Below are 15,711 nucleotides of genomic sequence, written 5' to 3'. Positions count from 1 at the left end.
CCACTCCACTCGTTTGCGAACAAGATGAGGACAATCCGGATCAACGACACAATTGGGGGAGTGATGCTGCCTGCGCTGTTTTCGCCGCTGAAGGTTGGGCCTTATGAACTGAAGCACCGTGTGGTCATGGCGCCGCTGACGCGGATGCGCGCCGAGCCGGGGACGCTCGCGCCGCGCGCGCTGAATGCCGAATACTACGCGCAGCGTGCCACTCCGGGCGGCCTCATCATCGCCGAGGCTTCGCCGGTGCTGCCGACCGGCTTCGGCAATCCGAACGTGCCGGGCATCTATAGCGAGGCGCAGATCGCGGGCTGGAAGCGGGTGGTCGATGCCGTGCACGCCAAGGGCGGCATCATCTTCCTGCAGCTCTGGCACGTCGGGCGCGTCTCGCATTCGTCATTCCAGCCCGGCGGCGTGCTGCCGGTCGCGCCGTCGGCGATTGCGATCGGCGACGACCTCAAGGCGATGACATCCGACGGCAGGGTCGTTCCTTATGAGACCCCGCGCGCGCTCGAGACCGACGAAATCGTTGGCATCGTCGCAGCCTATGGGCAGGCGGCGCGCAACGCCAGGGAGTCCGGGTTCGACGGCGTCGAGATCCACGGTGCCAATGGTTACTTGATCGAGCAGTTCCTGCAGTCGCGCAGCAATCAGCGCACCGATCGCTACGGCGGCTCCATCGAGAACCGCGCGCGTTTCCTGCTTGAGGCCACGCAGGCCGCGATCGAGGTCTACGGCGCCGACCGCGTCGGGGTGCGGCTATCGCCCTATGGCATTGCCAACGGGTCCGGCGAGCCGGATCCGATGCCGCTCTACACCCACGTCGTCGAGGCGCTCAATCCGCTCGGGCTTGCCTATTTGCATCTGCTGGAGCCGCGTTCCTCCGGCGCCGGACGGGCCGACGTGAACTGGCAGAACGTACCGTCGGCCATGGTGCTGTTCCGGCCGATCTGGAAGGGCGTCCTGATCGCGGCCGGCGGCTTCGTCGGCGACACCGCCAATGCCGCGATCGCGGAAGGGCATGCCGATGCCATCGCTTTCGGTCGCACTTTCATTTCCAACCCGGATCTGCCGCGCCGTCTCGCCCACGGCTTCCCGCTCACGCCCTATCACCGCCCGACTTTCTATGGCGGCGATGTGAAGGGCTACACGGATTATCCGGCGTATGACGCGATGGCGGAGGCGTGAGGACGTCACGTCAAGTTCAATTCCGTCATTCCGGGGCGTTCGCAAAGCGAGCGAGCCCGGAATCCATACTCGCGATCGTGGCTATGGATTCCGGGCCCATCGCTGCGCGATGTCCCGGAATGACGCTGTAGATGGATTTGCAGCCCATGCCCAAATCCCCTTCCGCTGGAATCGCCTCCGGCCACTGCCTCTGCGGTCGCGTCACGTTCGAAATCGACGTGCCGGCGCGCTGGGCCTGGCATGACCATTCGTCGGCGAGCCGCCGCGCCCATGGCGCGGCCTATGCGACCTATGTCGGCAGCTGGCGCAAGCGCTTCCGCATCACGGCAGGCGCGGATGCGATCTCGCGCTACGAGGATGAAGCGACCAAGACCGCGCGCAGCTTCTGCAGCGGTTGCGGCTCGCCGCTGTTTTACGAGCGCGCGCGTTCGTCGCACATGATCAACATCCCGCGCGCGCTGTTCACCTCGCGTACCGGTCGCGAGCCGCTCTATCACATCGCGATCGAGGAGGCGCCGGATTGGGCTTATACCGGCGCGCCGCTGGTCCCGCTGAAGGGGTTTCCGGGCGTGGTCTGGCAGCGATCGAAGAGAAAGAAACGCTCCGATCGCGAGGGCATGTTCTGATCGTCGCCTGGAGCGATCCAGTGTCCTCGCAGGCTTGCCCGGCGGGCATTCGGTGCATGCAAGCCATGCCCGATCTGCCCGTCGTGCCAATCTGCCGCAGCTGCTCGGCCTTGCCGTGTCGGGCAAATCACCGGCACATTTCACCGCATCTCGGCCCGATGAGGGGCGCTTCGCGATCGTCACGAAACGTTGGATCGAGATGCGATGGCCGCAGGATGTCGCAGCATGTTCTTTGGCATGCGGACGAACGATGTTCTTGCGGACGTGAAATCGCAGCGTCCTGACACCCCGATGCTGGTGTCCCGTCGCGACGAAGCTTCGCTTCGCGCGGCAATGGTGGCCAGAAAGCCCGGCGCACCAGGGAGACTGCGTATAAACGTGAAGACCATCGCGCAGGGAAGGCCGGGTCGTTCCGGCTGCACCTGTGGTACCTGCCGCCTGCATTTTTTTCGCAGGCGGGCCGCAGGCGTCAGCCGACGCCTGGCCTTCCCTGCGCCCTCTCTCTCGGGAGGGCGACGAATTGGCAAAGCTCGGGCACGAACCGTGTGGCGAGGATGATGATGCATATCCAGTCGTCATGCCCCGCGCATGCGGGGCATCCAGTACGCCGATGCGTATCGGGAGAACACTGCCGTCTCTGGAATACTGGATCATCCGCTTTCGCGGGTGATGATAGCGGAGACGACGGCACATGATGGTTCGCGCGTTCAGGCAATCGCAGCGCAGTTCCAAAATCCGGGATTCCACCTTCGGCCCCACAGAATCCACCGTGAGTCTCTTCCGCTCCCGTCACGATCCCGATAAGACGCGCCGTCCATTCGTGACCGGAAAAGCGCCATGACCAGGAATGATGCAATCACCCGTGCTCGCCAGTATCTGAAGACCGGCGAATTCCTTGCCGAACTCGACCGCCGGGTGGCGTATCGGACCGAGAGCCTCAATGCCGAGCGCAAGGGTGAGCTCTACTCTTATCTGAAGGATGAGCTGACTCCGTCGCTGGCTGCGCTCGGCTTCACCTCCCGCATCGTGGAGTCCCCGAGCGGCCGGTCGCCGTTCCTGATCGCCAGTTATCACGAGAGCGTTACCGCGCCGACGGTGCTGAGCTACGGCCATGGCGATACCGTCGACGGCATGGTCGGCGAGTGGCGCGACGGGCTCGATCCCTGGAAGATCACGACAGTCGGCAACCGCGCCTATGGCCGCGGCACCGCCGATAACAAGGGCCAGCACAGCATCAATATCGCGGCGCTTCGCGCGGTCAAGGAAACGCGCGGCGGCAAGCTCGGCTTCAATGCCAAGTTCATCATCGAAATGGGGGAAGAGACCGGCTCACCGGATCTCGGCAAGGTCTGCGATCTCCTGCGCGACGAATTGAAGGCCGATCTGTTCGTCGGCTCCGATGGGCCGCGGCTGTCGGCGGAGCGTCCGACCATCTTCCTCGGTTGCCGCGGCGGTGTCCGCATCCATCTCGATGTGAACCTGCGCGAGGGCGGCAATCACTCCGGCAATTGGGGCGGCGTGCTGGCCAATCCCGCCACCATCCTTGCGAACGCGATTGCGACGCTGGTCGACGGGCAGGGCCGCATCAAGCTGGACGCCTTGAAGCCGCCGCGCCTGACCAATGCGATCCGCGCCGCGCTGGCCGACGTCAAGGTCGAGCCCACCGCGGACGAGCCGCAGCTGTCGGAGAACTGGGGTGAGGATGGGCTGTCGCCGGCCGAGCGGCTCTATGCCTGGAATACGCTGGAGGTGCTGGCGATCTCCTCCGGCAATATCGACAAGCCCGCGAATGCGATTCCCGGCCGCGCCCGCGCCGTGCTGCAGCTCCGCTTCGTGGTCGGCACCAAGGTCGACACCATTGCGGAGGTGATCCGCGCGCATCTGGTCGCGCACGGCTTTCCGATGATCGAGGTGTCGACCACGCAAAGCTTCATGGCCTCGCGGGCCGATCTCGACAGCCCCTGGATCAAATGGGCGGCGGAGTCGGTCAAGATGACGAGCGGGAAGGCGCCCGCGGTGCTGCCGAATTTCGGCGGCTCGCTGCCGAACGACGTGTTCGCTGACATCCTGAAGATGCCGACCATGTGGCTGCCGCACTCCTATCCCGGCTGCTCGCAGCATGCGCCGGACGAGCACATCCTGCTCGACGTTACCGAAGAGGCGCTCGGCATCATGGCCGGCCTGTTCTGGGATCTCGGCGAACTGCAGAAGCCATTGTGACCAAACGCCGAGCGATAAAGGACCTCAGATGACCCTCGCAGCCCCGCTTTCCTCGGAGCTCAAGCGCAAGAAGAGCTTTGCCAGGCAGGTGATCGCGACGTCTGTCGGCAATGCGCTGGAATGGTTCGATATCGCCGTCTACGGCTTCTTCGCGGTCTACATCTCCAAGGCGTTCTTCCCGAGCAACGACGCGACCACGTCTTTGCTCCTGACCTTCGGCACCTTCGGTCTGTCTTATCTGATCCGTCCGATCGGCGGCATCGTGCTCGGCGCTTATGCGGACCGCCACGGCCGCAAGGTGTCGCTCCTGGTCTCGATCGTGATGATGACCTTCGGGACGCTCGCGGTGGCGGTGATGCCGACCTATCAGACCATCGGTGTGCTGGCGCCGCTGCTCGTCATCCTGGCGCGCCTGGTGCAGGGCTTTTCCGCCGGCGGCGAGTTCGGCAGCTCGACCGCGTTTCTGGTCGAGCACATGCCGGAGCGGCGCGGCTTCATCGCCAGCTGGCAGTTCGCCAGCCAAGGCTTGAGCGCCGTGCTCGGCGCCGGCTTCGGCGCGTTGCTGACTTCAGCGATGAGTCCTGCCGACCTGCAGGCCTGGGGCTGGCGTCTGCCGTTCTTTTTCGGCGTGCTGATCGGGCCGGTCGGCCTCTATATCCGCAACAACATGGAAGACGCCGGTGCGCCGCCGGCCGGCAAGGATGGTTCTCCGGTCAAGGACGTGTTCCTGCGCCAGAAGCTTGCGGTGCTGCTCGGCATCGGTGCGCTCGCGGTGTCCACCGCGATCAACTATCTGATCGTCTACATTCCGACCTACGTGGTGAAGACGCTGAACCTGTCGGCTTCCGTCGGTTTCACAGCCTCGCTGGTCGGCAGCCTCGCGGTCATGGTGCTGACGCCGGTCGCGGGCGCGATTTCCGACCGCATCGGCCGCACCACCCACATGATCACGGTCAATCTGCTGCTGCTGATCACGATCTACCCGGCCTTCTACGTCCTGACCAATTACCCGACGCCGGCCGTGATCATCGCTGCGGTCTTCGTCGTCGCGACATTGAAGGCACTCTATTATGGTCCGCTCGCGGCCTTGATGGCAGAGCTGTTGCCCGCCGAGACCCGGGCTACCGGGCTTGGTCTCGGCTACAACATCGGAGTCACGATCTTCGGTGGCATGGGGCCGGCGATCATGACGGCGCTCGGCACTGTCGCCTTCATCGGCGACATGGCGCCGGGTTACTACTTAAGCCTAATAGCGCTGCTCAGCCTGGCATCGCTGTTTACCATCCGTAAGCTTGGTGCCACTGCCTGATTGTGGAGGAGGGCGGGGCCATTTTGATTTCGGCCTGATTTATGCAAGCATCCGACTTTGAATCCCCCGCGCTGGGCGGACTGAGGAGACGACGAATGAAGCAGTTACGAGTTTTGAGCTTTGCCTTTGCAGCCGCACTATGCGCGAGCGGGCTGCAAGCCGAGGAGCTGACGGGCACCTTGAAGAGCATCAAGGAGACCGGGGCGATCACGCTCGGCTACCGCGATTCCTCGATTCCCTTTTCCTATCTCGATGACAATCAGAAGCCGGTCGGTTTCGCGATGGACCTGTGCTACGGCATCGTCGATGCCGTCAAGAAGGAGCTGAAGCTCGACAAGCTTGAGGTCAAGCTCAATCCGGTGACGTCGTCGACGCGCATTCCGCTGCTCGCCAACGGCACCATCGATCTCGAATGCGGCTCGACCACCAACAATGCCGAGCGGCAGAAGCAGATCGCCTTCACCAACACCCACTTCCTGACCGCGAGCCGCTACGTTTTCAAGAAGTCGAGCAACCTGAAGTCGATCGACGATCTGAAGGGCAAGACCGTGGTGTCGACCGCCGGCACCACCAACATCAAGCAGCTCACCGAGGCGAACGCCGCGCGCAATCTCGGCGTCACCATCATTCCGGCCAAGGACCACGCCGAGGCCTTCCTGATGGTGGAGACCGATCGCGCCGTCGCCTTCGTGATGGACGACATCCTGCTGGCAAGCCTCGTGGCCGGCTCGAAGGACCCGAGCCTCTATGCGATCTCGACGGACGCGTTCTCCAAGCCGGAACCTTACGGCATCATGCTGCGCAAGGACGATCCGCAGTTCAAGAAGGTGGTCGATGCGGCGACGGCTGCGATCTACACCAGCGGTGAGGGCGCCAAGCTCTACGACAAGTGGTTCATGCAGAAGATCCCGCCGAAGGGATTGAGCCTGAACACGCCGATCTCGCCGGAGCTGAAGGCTGAATTCGCCAAGCCGTCGGACTCGCCGGATCCGGATTCGTACAAGGTGAAGTAATTCGTTGCGTGGGCTTGTCGCCACGAAGTCGGTGCGCTCCCCTCCCCCTTGCGGGGAGGGGTTGGGGGTGGGGTCTCCAACGGCAGTCTTGCTTGGGGCTACCCCCCACCCCAACCCTCCCCCGCAAGGGGGGAGGGGGCATACCGCATGCGCAACGGCAGCTTCCGAAGCTCTCGAATCGAAGATGTAGCTCAGGTCATCCCTCTCAGGACTTTCTCGTGAACTATCACTGGAACTGGCATATCTTCTTTGAGCCCGACCCGACCGGGGCCGGGACCTATCTCGACATGCTGTTGTCGGGGTTGAAGCTGACGATCTGGACCTCGCTGCTGGCGTGGGCGATTGCGCTGGTCTGCGGCTCGATCGTCGGCGTCTTGCGCACCCTGCCGTCGAAGACGGCCGGCTGGTTCGGCTTCCTCTATGTCGAATTCTTCCGCAACATGCCGCTGCTGGTGCAGCTCTTCCTCTGGTTCTTCGTGCTGCCGGAGCTGCTGCCGCAGGCGGCCGGCCTGTGGCTGAAGCAGCTGCCGAACGCGGCGTTCTATACGGCGGCGGTCGGCATCGGCCTGTTCATGTCGGCGCGCGTCGCCGTGCAGCTCGCGGCCGGCATCGGCTCGCTGCCGCGCGGGCAGAAGATGGCAGCGACCGCGCTTGGCCTGACGACCACGCAGGCCTATCGCTACGTGTTGTTGCCGATGGCGTTTCGCATCATCCTGCCGCCATTGACCTCGGAATTTCTCAACACGGTCAAGAACAGCGCGGTGGCGATCACCATCGGCCTGATCGAATTGACCGGAGCTGCGCGGTCGATGCAGGAGTTTTCGTTTCAGGTGTTCGAGGCGTTCACCGCCGCGACCCTGATGTACCTTGCCATCAATATCGTCGTCGTCGTCGCGATGCGCCTGATCGAGCGCAGCGTCGCGATCCCCGGCTACATCACGGGGAAATAGATGTTCGCCAATTTCGATTTCGACGTCATCCGCCGCTCGCTCGCTTATCTCTTCGTCGACGGCATGACCTTCACGCTGACGCTGACCGCGCTCTCGGCGGCCGGCGGGCTGGTCTTCGGCACGCTGATTGCGCTGATGCGGCTCTCCAGCTACCGGATGCTCGGTTGGCTGGCGGGGCTCTACGTCGACTTCATGCGTTCGCTGCCGCTGGTCCTCGTGATCTTCTGGTTCTACTTCCTGGTCCCCTATATCGGGCAGTGGCTGACCGGCGCCTCCAAGCCGATCAAGGTCGGCGCCTTCGCCTCGTCGCTGATCACCTTCATCCTGTTCGAGGCGGCCTATTTCTCCGAAATCATGCGCGCCGGCATCCAGTCGATCTCGCGTGGACAGCCGGCGGCGGCCTCGGCGCTCGGCCTGACCTACAGCCAGACCATGCGCTACGTCGTGCTGCCGCAGGCGTTCCGCAACATGCTGCCGGTGCTGCTGACCCAGACCATCGTGCTGTTCCAGGACACCTCGCTGGTCTACGTGTTGTCGATCCCGGATTTTCTCGGTGCCGCCTCCAAGGTCGCGCAGCGCGACGGCCGGCTGGTCGAGATGTATCTGTTCGCAGCCCTGGTCTATTTCACCATCTCTTGTGTCGCGTCCTTCGGCGTCCGCCGCCTGCAGTCGCGCATCGCCATCATCAGGTAGTTGCCGGAATGAGCAAGCAGTTACACACGCGGTCGTTCACCTCTCCCATGGGGAGAGGTCGGATCGCCGCTGGCGATGCGGCGCATCGCCCCGCAGCGATCCGGGTGAGGGGATACGCTCCCCGGATAGACCCGAACCACTCACCCCACCTCTCTTCCAACGGGAGAGGGAGCGCACCGTCTTCGTTGAAGCAGGCGACGAACGTTCCATGATCGAGATCAGCCACGTCAACAAATGGTACAGCCCGGCCTTCCAGGTTCTCAAGGACTGCACCACCTCCGTCGCCAAGGGCGAGGTCGTGGTGGTCTGTGGCCCGTCGGGCTCGGGCAAGTCGACCCTGATCAAATGCGTCAACGCGCTGGAGCCGTTCCAGGACGGCGAGATCACGGTCGATGGCATCAGGGTCAATGATCCCAAGACCAATCTGCCGAAGCTGCGCGCGCGGGTCGGCATGGTGTTCCAGCACTTCGAGCTGTTTCCGCACCTGAAGATCATCGATAATTTGTGCCTTGCGCAGGAGAAGGTGCTGGGGCGCGGTCATGAGGCGGCGGCAGCCAAGGCGATGAAGCTGCTGGAGCGCGTGGGCTTGAAGGAGCATGCGCAGAAGTTCCCGGCGCAGCTGTCGGGCGGCCAGCAGCAGCGCGTCGCCATCGCGCGCGCGCTTGCGATGGACCCGATCGCGATGCTGTTCGACGAGCCGACCTCGGCGCTCGATCCGGAGATGATCAGCGAGGTCTTGGACGTGATGGTCGACCTCGCCCGCGAAGGTATGACCATGATGGTGGTCACCCATGAGATGGGTTTTGCCCGCAAGGTCGCCAACCGCGTGATATTCATGGACCAGGGCGAGATCGTCGAGGACGCGCAGAAAGAGGATTTCTTCGGCAAACCGCGCAGCGAGCGGGCGCAAAAATTCCTGTCGAAGATCTTGTCGCATTGACAGGCACGTCATTCCGGGGCGCTCGCGGCGCGAGCGAGCCCGGAATCTCGAAGTTAGGAGAAAGAACTTGGACCCGATCGCTTACGTCAACGGCTCGTTCATCCCGCTGTCCGAGGCGAAAGTCTCGGTGCTGGACCGCGGCTTCCTGTTCGCCGACGGCATCTACGAGGTTGCCGCGGTGCTCGAGGGCAAGCTGGTCGACAGCGCTTCTCATCTCGCCCGGCTGGAGCGCTCGGTCGGCGAGATCCAGCTTGCGCTCCCTGAAAGCATCGCCCGGATCGAGGCGCTGCAGAAGGAGCTGGTCGCGCGCAACCAGCTCGACAACGGTATGGTCTATCTGCAGGTGACGCGCGGCGCGGACACGGGCCGCGACTTCGCCTTCCCGAAGGGCGAGGTGTCCTCGACGCTGGTCATGTTCGTAACCGCCAAGGACATCGTCAACGCGCCTTCGGCCAAGGCCGGCATCGGGGTCATCACCGTGCCCGACATCCGCTGGGAACGCCGCGACATCAAGAGCGTGGCGCTGCTCGCACAGGTGCTGGCGAAGCAGGCGGCGGCCGCCGCCGGGGCGGGTGAAGCCTGGATGATCGAGGACGGCTTTGTCACCGAGGGCGGCTCGTCGTCTGCTTTCATCCTGACCCGGGACGACGTCATCGTGACGCGGCCGAATTCCAACGCGATCCTGCCGGGTTGCACCCGCAAAGCGGTGGTCGCGCTCGCCGAGGAGCGTCAGCTTAAGGTCGAGGAGCGACCGTTCACGGTCGCGGAAGCGCTTGTTGCCAAGGAGGCCTTCATCACCAGCGCGAGCTCGTTCGTGCAGCCGGTGATCTCGATCGACGGCAAGCCGGTGGGCGAGGGCAGGCCGGGGCCGATGGCCGCGCGCTTGCGCGAGATCTATATCGAGTTTGCCCGCTCGACGGCGGTGTAAGCGGGACAGGCGCGCGCTATGCGCGCGCGCATTCCGCACAGCGGCGTTGTCCGCGCGTGGCGCGGTACAGGCTCTTGCAATACCAACGGCGCGCCATCACCTGCAGCGGATTGCGCGCCAGTTGCGCGAACATCAATAGATCAAGCATCGCGATCTCCTTCCCGCGACGTGAGAGATGGGTCGGCACATCTCTTGGAGAAGTGCCGACCGCATCGCATCTGCCATGCAGTCAGCCGTGAATCTCAGCCGTGAATCTCAGCCGTGGAGTTTCTTGGCCGTCTCCGCGATCACGCGTCCCTGATAGCGCGCGCCGGCCAGCTCGTTCTCGCTCGGCAGCCGGCTGCCGTCGCCGCCGGTGATCGTGGTGGCGCCATAGGGCGAGCCGCCGGTGATCTCGTCGAGCTTCATTTGGCCGGCAAAGCCGTAGTTGAGCCCGACCACGGTCATGCCGAAGTGCAGCAGGTTGGTGATGATCGAGAACAGCGTCATCTCCTGCCCGCCATGCTGGGTCGCGGTCGAGGTGAAGGCGCCGCCGACTTTGCCGTTGAGCGCGCCTTTGGCCCAGAGGCCGCCGGCCTGATCGAGGAAGTTCGCCATCTGCGAAGCCATGCGGCCGAAGCGGGTGCCGACGCCGACGATGATCGCGTCATAATCGGCGAGCTCCTCGACCTTGGCGACCGGCGCGGCCTGGTCGAGCTTGTAGTGCGAGGCCTTGGCGATCTCGTCCGGCACCAGCTCCGGTACGCGCTTGATGTCGACGGTCGCGCCGGCTTCGCGGGCGCCTTCCGCCACCGCCTTGGCCATCGCTTCGATGTGGCCGTAGGCGGAATAATAGAGGACGAGGACCTTGGTCATTGAAGTGCTCCGTAGGCTTGAACGGTCAGGGAAAAAAGAAGGGGACACGGCCGGACCTCCGGCCGTGTCGGGGAGCGTGGCTCAGGCGGCGTCGACCAGCACCAGCTCGGAATCTTCCAGCGCGGTGATCTTCAGCGTGGCTTCGTTCCGGATCGCTGCACCGTCGCGGGCATTCACCCGGACGCCGTTGACCTCGAGGCTGCCGGCCGCCGGCACCAGATAGAGATGGTGCGAGGTGTCGGCGGCATATTCGGCGGACTCGCCAGCCTTCAAAGTGGTGCCAAGCACGCGCGCCTGGGCCCGGATCGGCAGCGCATCGCTGTCCTCGGCGAAGCCGCTGGCGAGCGTCACGAGCTTGCCGGAACGGTCCGCCTTCGGGAACGGCTTGGCGCCCCAGGTCGGCTGGCCGCCGTCCGTGGTCGGTTCGATCCAGATCTGGAAGATCCGGGTCGTGGTCGGCTCCAGATTGTACTCGGAATGCCGGATGCCGCTGCCCGCGCTCATGACCTGGACGTCGCCGGCCTCGGTGCGGCCCTTGTTGCCCAGGCTGTCCTGGTGGGTGATCGCCCCTTCGCGGACGTAAGTGATGATCTCCATGTTGGAATGCGGATGCGCCGGAAAGCCGGTGTTGGGCGCGATTTCGTCGTCGTTCCACACCCTGAGCGCGCCATGGCCCATGTTGTTGGGGTCATAGTAGCTGGCGAACGAGAAATGATGTTTGGCCTTCAGCCAGCCGTGGTCGGCGCCGCCCAGCTTCGAAAATGGCCTGAGTTCAATCATCGAACTGCTCCTTGTGATCTGAACGCGAGACCTCCGGCGAAAGATGCTTTGGTCCGCGCTGTTGGCCTTTGGATATGCAGTTCCCCGTGATATAGAAATAGAAACTGTTGAAACGTATTGTTTCTAAAAACGTACCAATGGTCCGATGGCAAAACTCCCCGATTTCGAAGCGATGGCGATCTTCGCCAAGGTGGTCGAGCAGCGCTCCTTTGCTGGCGCCGCGCAGGAACTGACGCTCTCGAAGGCCACCGTTTCCAAGGCGGTGAGCCGGCTCGAGGAGCGGCTCGGCACGCGGCTGTTCAACCGCACCTCGCGCCGTCTCGCCCTCACTGACGCCGGGCAGCGGCTGTCGGAGCGCGCGATCAGGCTGCTTGCGGACGGTGAGGAGGCCGAGACCGAAGCGCTCGCCCAGTCCGTGGTACCTCGTGGGCTGGTACGGTTCGCAGTGCCGATGACCTTCGGCGTCAAGAAGATCGCGCCACTCCTACCCAGCTTCTTGGAGCAGTACCCGGAAGTCGCGATCGATCTGCATCTCAGTGATGCCACGGTCGATCTGATCGGTGAAGGCTTTGATCTGGCGCTGCGGATCGCCCGACTGCCGGACTCCTCGCTGATTGCGCGCCGGCTCTGTGCGATTCCGCGCTACACGGTGGCGGCGCCGTCCTATCTGAAGCGTTACGGCCGGCCGACGCATCCGATGCATCTCGCCGAGCACAAATGCTTTGGCTATGCCTATCTCGCGACCGCCGGCGTCTGGCACTACACCAATGCGGCCGGCGAGCAGGCGAGCGTCCGCCCCGCCGGTCAGTTGCGGGTCAACAATGGCGAAGCGGTCCTGCCTGCGGTGATTGCGGGGCTCGGCATCGCGGATCTGCCGGAGTTCATCGTCGGAGATGCCATCGCGTCCGGCCAGGTCGAAGTGATCTTGAAAGGCTGGAAACAGCCGGAAGGCGCCATGCATCTGGTCATGCCGCCCGGTGGGCCGCGCCCCGCCCGCGTCGAAGCGTTGGCCGATTTTCTGGTCAAACAACTCGCGAAGGATCGCAAGCGCACAGGCTGAGGGTTTGCTATGCCGTTTGCTGCGCGATGCCTCTCGCGTCTCGGTTCAATGCCGATGCGATCTTCGTACAGAGGTCATCACTGCGGAATGGCTTGCCGATGGTTTGGGCCTCGTTGATGCCGGCGAGCGTTGTGCGGTCGGCGTAGCCCGTCACGAACAGGATAGGGAGTTTCGGATAACGGGTGCGGATCCGCTGCGCCACCTCGGCGCCGCTCATGCCGGGCATCGCGAAGTCGAGCAGCAAAAGGTCGATATCGGTCTGCGACTGCAACACGTCGAAGGCAGCGCCGGCGCTGCCAACCTCGACGACATCATAGCAACGGTCGCGCAAGATGTCGGCGGCGATCTGACGTACGGCGTCGTCGTCATCGACTATCAAGATACGTGCCGGCATCCTGGGAGCTCCACCGTCATAGGGCTCGGCGGTCTCGGCGCGATCTTCGGCCAAGTCCGAGCATGGCACGAATATGCGGATCGAGGTGCCGCGACCCTCGACGGTGTCGATGCGGACTCCGCCATTTGACTGTTTGGCAAAACCAAGCACCTGGCTGAGGCCGAGGCCCGAGCCCTTGCCGATTTCCTTGGTGGTGAAGAACGGCTCGAACACGCGCGCACGCACGCTCGGACTCATGCCGGAGCCGCTGTCCGATACGCAGATCTCGACATAGTCACCGGCTGCCGGCTCTTCCGCCGAAGCCGGCTCTCCCAACGTCGCGTTGTTCGTCGATACCGTCAGTCGGCCGCCGACGCCCATGGCATCGCGCGCATTGATCGCGAGGTTAAGTACGGCGAGCTCGAGCTGCGTGGGATCGACAAGGGCGTGCCAGAGCCCGTCGGCAAGCGACGTTTCGATCTGGACGCTGCCGCCGATCGTGCTGTGCAGGAGATCGTGCATATTGGCAATGGTGTGATTGAGGTCGAGCACCTTCGGCTCGAGCCGCTGGCGGCGCGAGAACGACAGGAGCAGGTCCGTCAGCTTGGCGCCGCGCTCGGCCGCCGCGCGCATGAATTGGAGCCGCTGCGACAGCTTGCCGTCGATGCCGCGGGCGGCGAAATCCCTTTCCATGAAGGCGATATTGCCGAGCACGACGGTGAGCAGATTGTTGAAATCATGCGCAACGCCGGAGGTCAGCTGACCGATCGCCTCGAGCCGCTGCATCTGGCGGAGCGTGCTTTCGACCCGCTCGCGTTCCTCCATCTGCGCTAGCAGCTGCCGATTGGCTGCGCCGAGTTCCCTGGTCCGCTCCTGCACCCGTTCCTCGAGCTCTTCGTTGAGTCTGCGGCACTCATATTGTCGTCTGCGTCCGCGCAGATGGGTGCGGACGACGCTGATCAGGGTAGTCGGATGAAACGGGCGCTCGAGAAAGCTCACGCTGCCGAGCGCTTCTGTGAGCTGCGCGGCGGTCGGATTTCGCTCGACGCCGCCGCCGTGTTCGGTGAGCACGATGAAAGGAAAATCCGACCAAGCCGGCTGGCGGCTGACCCAGTCGACGAGCGGGCGAATGTCGATGCCGCGGAATGCCTCCTCCGTCACGATCGCAAGCTCGCAGCCTCGGGCAACTCCGCCAAGGAGCTCCTGGAAAGAGCCGCAGATTTGCGCGCTGATGTCCGCTTCCTGCAGGATGCTCTGCGCGAGCTTGGGCATCCCTTCCGCGTGGCGCCAGGATCAGCGTTCGCTCAGCCGGTTCGGTGCTGTCGGACCTGTTCACGGTGTTTCCATCAGCGGCGCAGCGCCACCGACATAGGTAGGAATCCCGCGCAGTACGCCTTGGAAGTCGACGAGCGGTTCGCCGATCTTGATGCCGCCACTGTTGATCATCAGTTCTCTGATCGTGTCCTCATGAGCGCCCGTGCGCTTCTTGATCACCGAGATGGCGCGGCGCACCCGACCACGCGCTTCGAAATAGCGCAGCATGATCACGGTATCGGCGAGATAAGTGACGTCGACCGGCTGCCTCATTTCGCCGATCATGCCGTGCTGGGCGACGGTGAGCAGCGTGGCGGCACCGCGGCGGTTGAGATATTGCAGCAGTTCGTGCAGGTGCAGGATTGCGCATCGCCTCGATGTCGATGCCGAGGCTCTTGGCGCGCGATATCAGAAGCCCAAGCTCTTCATCGAAGACGAACAGGCCCGCGCGCTCGCCGCGGCGAACGGAGCTGGCGAGGAATTGCAGCGAGAGCAGCGATTTGCCGGTGCCCGCCGGACCGATAATCAGAGTACTGGAGCCGCCGGTGATGCCGCCGCCCAAGAGATCGTCGAGTTGCGTGATGCCGCTTCCGATGAGCGAGCCGGTGAAGCCGCGGCGATGCTCGGCCGCAACCAGGCGCGGAAACACCTGCACGCCGCCATGAGCGATGGTGAAGTCATGATAGCCGCCGCGAAAACTCTGGCCGCGACATTTTGCGACACGCAGCCGCCTGCGATCGGCGCCGTAAGTCGGCGCGAGCTGATCGAGGTGGATCACACTATGGGCGATGCTGTGAACGGCACGGTCGGTGCTTTCGGTCGTGAGATCGTCCAGCGTGATGACGGTGGATTTGTTCCGCGCGAAATAGTGCTTCAGGGCCAGGATCTGACGGCGGTAGCGCAGCGAGCTTTGCGCCAGAAGGCGGATCTCGGACAAGCTGTCGATGACGATGCGTTGCGGCCGGTGCTTTTCGATCGCTTCGAAAATGCGTTCTACGGTTTCGCCGAGTTCGAGATCCGACGAATACAGCAGGCTCTGATGCTGGCTCGCGTCGAGAATGCTTTCGGGCGGCACGAGCTCGCAGATCTTGATGTGATTTCCGATCCGCCAACCATGCGATGCCGCGCCGTCACGAAGTTCTTCCTCTGTTTCCGCCAAGCTCACATAGAGCCCGCTCTCACCAGCCTCGGCGCCCGCTAGCAGGAATCTCAGCGCGATGGTGGTCTTTCCCGTACCTGGAATTCCTTCCAGCAGATGAAGGCGATTGCGAGCCAGCCCGCCTACAAGCACGTCGTCGAGGCCCGGAATTCCCGTGTTAGCGCGCGGAAGAACGCGCGGGAGAGGCTGAAAGGTCGTGGTCATCCGGCTGAAAGAGGTCGTTTGCGATAATGAGCTTTAACGGAACCTCTAACGCGGGACACCAGGGCGAGTTCCGTAGTGGCTGCCCAGGGAACAATCGCT

14 protein-coding genes and 1 pseudogene are annotated in these 15,711 nt (G+C 63.7%); 10 read left to right on the top strand and 5 right to left on the bottom strand.

Features of this window, described 5'->3' with window-relative positions:
* Positions 1–63: 63 nt before the first annotated feature.
* From QXZ85_RS16215 to QXZ85_RS16175, 9 genes are all read left to right on the top strand, one after another.
* Entirely contained in the window at positions 64–1,188 is a 1,125-nt protein-coding gene (locus tag QXZ85_RS16215) for an alkene reductase (protein ID WP_315706591.1), read from the top strand.
* A gap of 146 nt (positions 1,189–1,334) precedes the next feature.
* Entirely contained in the window at positions 1,335–1,814 is a 480-nt protein-coding gene (locus QXZ85_RS16210; RefSeq protein WP_315706592.1) for a GFA family protein, read from the top strand.
* Between the two features lie 837 nt (positions 1,815–2,651).
* Positions 2,652–4,034, top strand: coding sequence for a M20 family metallopeptidase (locus tag QXZ85_RS16205; protein WP_315764652.1), 1,383 nt, complete (start codon positions 2,652–2,654; stop codon positions 4,032–4,034).
* Positions 4,035–4,062: 28 nt separating this feature from the next.
* A complete protein-coding gene (locus tag QXZ85_RS16200; protein WP_315729675.1) occupies positions 4,063–5,343 on the top strand; it encodes an MFS transporter in 1,281 nt (426 codons plus the stop codon).
* 95 nt (positions 5,344–5,438) lie between these two features.
* Positions 5,439–6,356 (top strand): amino acid ABC transporter substrate-binding protein, encoded by a 918-nt coding sequence (locus QXZ85_RS16195; RefSeq protein ID WP_315706595.1) that lies wholly within the window; start codon positions 5,439–5,441, stop codon positions 6,354–6,356.
* A gap of 218 nt (positions 6,357–6,574) precedes the next feature.
* Positions 6,575–7,306, top strand: coding sequence for an amino acid ABC transporter permease (locus tag QXZ85_RS16190; RefSeq protein ID WP_315706596.1), 732 nt, complete (start codon positions 6,575–6,577; stop codon positions 7,304–7,306).
* Positions 7,307–7,999: an amino acid ABC transporter permease gene (locus QXZ85_RS16185; RefSeq protein WP_315706597.1), complete on the top strand. Its 693-nt coding sequence runs from the start codon at positions 7,307–7,309 to the stop codon at positions 7,997–7,999.
* Between the two features lie 208 nt (positions 8,000–8,207).
* Entirely contained in the window at positions 8,208–8,939 is a 732-nt protein-coding gene (locus QXZ85_RS16180) for an amino acid ABC transporter ATP-binding protein (protein ID WP_315706598.1), read from the top strand.
* 67 nt (positions 8,940–9,006) lie between these two features.
* The gene (locus QXZ85_RS16175; RefSeq protein ID WP_315706599.1) at positions 9,007–9,867 is read left to right on the top strand and encodes a D-amino-acid transaminase; all 861 of its coding nucleotides are present in this window, start codon (positions 9,007–9,009) and stop codon (positions 9,865–9,867) included.
* Positions 9,868–9,883: 16 nt separating this feature from the next.
* Here the strand turns inward: QXZ85_RS16175 and QXZ85_RS16170 are convergent, their stop codons facing one another.
* The 3 genes from QXZ85_RS16170 to QXZ85_RS16160 form a co-directional block, all read right to left on the bottom strand.
* On the bottom strand, positions 9,884–10,015 hold the full coding sequence (locus tag QXZ85_RS16170; protein WP_315706600.1) for a hypothetical protein: 132 nt from the start codon (positions 10,013–10,015) through the stop codon (positions 9,884–9,886).
* Between the two features lie 107 nt (positions 10,016–10,122).
* Positions 10,123–10,722, bottom strand: a complete 600-nt coding sequence (gene wrbA, locus QXZ85_RS16165; RefSeq protein WP_315706601.1) for an NAD(P)H:quinone oxidoreductase — start codon at positions 10,720–10,722, stop codon at positions 10,123–10,125.
* Positions 10,723–10,803: 81 nt separating this feature from the next.
* Positions 10,804–11,502, bottom strand: coding sequence for a pirin family protein (locus QXZ85_RS16160; protein ID WP_315706602.1), 699 nt, complete (start codon positions 11,500–11,502; stop codon positions 10,804–10,806).
* A gap of 145 nt (positions 11,503–11,647) precedes the next feature.
* Here QXZ85_RS16160 and QXZ85_RS16155 point away from each other — a divergent pair, with 145 nt between their 5' ends.
* Positions 11,648–12,562: a LysR family transcriptional regulator gene (locus QXZ85_RS16155; protein ID WP_315706603.1), complete on the top strand. Its 915-nt coding sequence runs from the start codon at positions 11,648–11,650 to the stop codon at positions 12,560–12,562.
* 7 nt (positions 12,563–12,569) lie between these two features.
* Here the strand turns inward: QXZ85_RS16155 and QXZ85_RS16150 are convergent, their stop codons facing one another.
* Positions 12,570–14,207 carry a response regulator gene (locus tag QXZ85_RS16150; protein ID WP_316174443.1) on the bottom strand — a complete coding sequence of 546 codons (1,638 nt, stop codon included), beginning with the start codon at positions 14,205–14,207 and terminating at the stop codon, positions 12,570–12,572.
* Between the two features lie 60 nt (positions 14,208–14,267).
* A pseudogene (locus QXZ85_RS16145) lies at positions 14,268–15,612 on the bottom strand (ATPase domain-containing protein).
* Positions 15,613–15,711 lie beyond the last annotated feature (99 nt).

The sequence above is a fragment of the Bradyrhizobium sp. SZCCHNGR1005 genome, assembly GCF_032489995.1.
In the GTDB taxonomy this organism is placed as follows: domain Bacteria; phylum Pseudomonadota; class Alphaproteobacteria; order Rhizobiales; family Xanthobacteraceae; genus Bradyrhizobium.
The sequence above is the reverse complement of the archived record's forward strand: the minus strand, read 5'-3'. Positions and strand labels throughout refer to the sequence as shown.

Bases quoted from the DNA above. Each gene is read 5' to 3' on its own strand.
- QXZ85_RS16170 (WP_315706600.1), bottom strand. From the start codon at position 10,015: ATGCTTGATCTATTGATGTTCGCGCAACTGGCGCGCAATCCGCTGCAG.
- QXZ85_RS16160 (WP_315706602.1), bottom strand. From the start codon at position 11,502: ATGATTGAACTCAGGCCATTTTCGAAGCTGGGCGGCGCCGACCACGGC.
- QXZ85_RS16215 (WP_315706591.1), top strand. From the start codon at position 64: ATGCTGCCTGCGCTGTTTTCGCCGCTGAAGGTTGGGCCTTATGAACTG.
- QXZ85_RS16155 (WP_315706603.1), top strand. From the start codon at position 11,648: ATGGCAAAACTCCCCGATTTCGAAGCGATGGCGATCTTCGCCAAGGTG.
- QXZ85_RS16150 (WP_316174443.1), bottom strand. From the start codon at position 14,207: ATGCCCAAGCTCGCGCAGAGCATCCTGCAGGAAGCGGACATCAGCGCG.
- QXZ85_RS16180 (WP_315706598.1), top strand. From the start codon at position 8,208: ATGATCGAGATCAGCCACGTCAACAAATGGTACAGCCCGGCCTTCCAG.
- QXZ85_RS16185 (WP_315706597.1), top strand. From the start codon at position 7,307: ATGTTCGCCAATTTCGATTTCGACGTCATCCGCCGCTCGCTCGCTTAT.
- QXZ85_RS16195 (WP_315706595.1), top strand. From the start codon at position 5,439: ATGAAGCAGTTACGAGTTTTGAGCTTTGCCTTTGCAGCCGCACTATGC.
- wrbA (WP_315706601.1), bottom strand. From the start codon at position 10,722: ATGACCAAGGTCCTCGTCCTCTATTATTCCGCCTACGGCCACATCGAA.
- QXZ85_RS16200 (WP_315729675.1), top strand. From the start codon at position 4,063: ATGACCCTCGCAGCCCCGCTTTCCTCGGAGCTCAAGCGCAAGAAGAGC.
- QXZ85_RS16205 (WP_315764652.1), top strand. From the start codon at position 2,652: ATGACCAGGAATGATGCAATCACCCGTGCTCGCCAGTATCTGAAGACC.
- QXZ85_RS16210 (WP_315706592.1), top strand. From the start codon at position 1,335: ATGCCCAAATCCCCTTCCGCTGGAATCGCCTCCGGCCACTGCCTCTGC.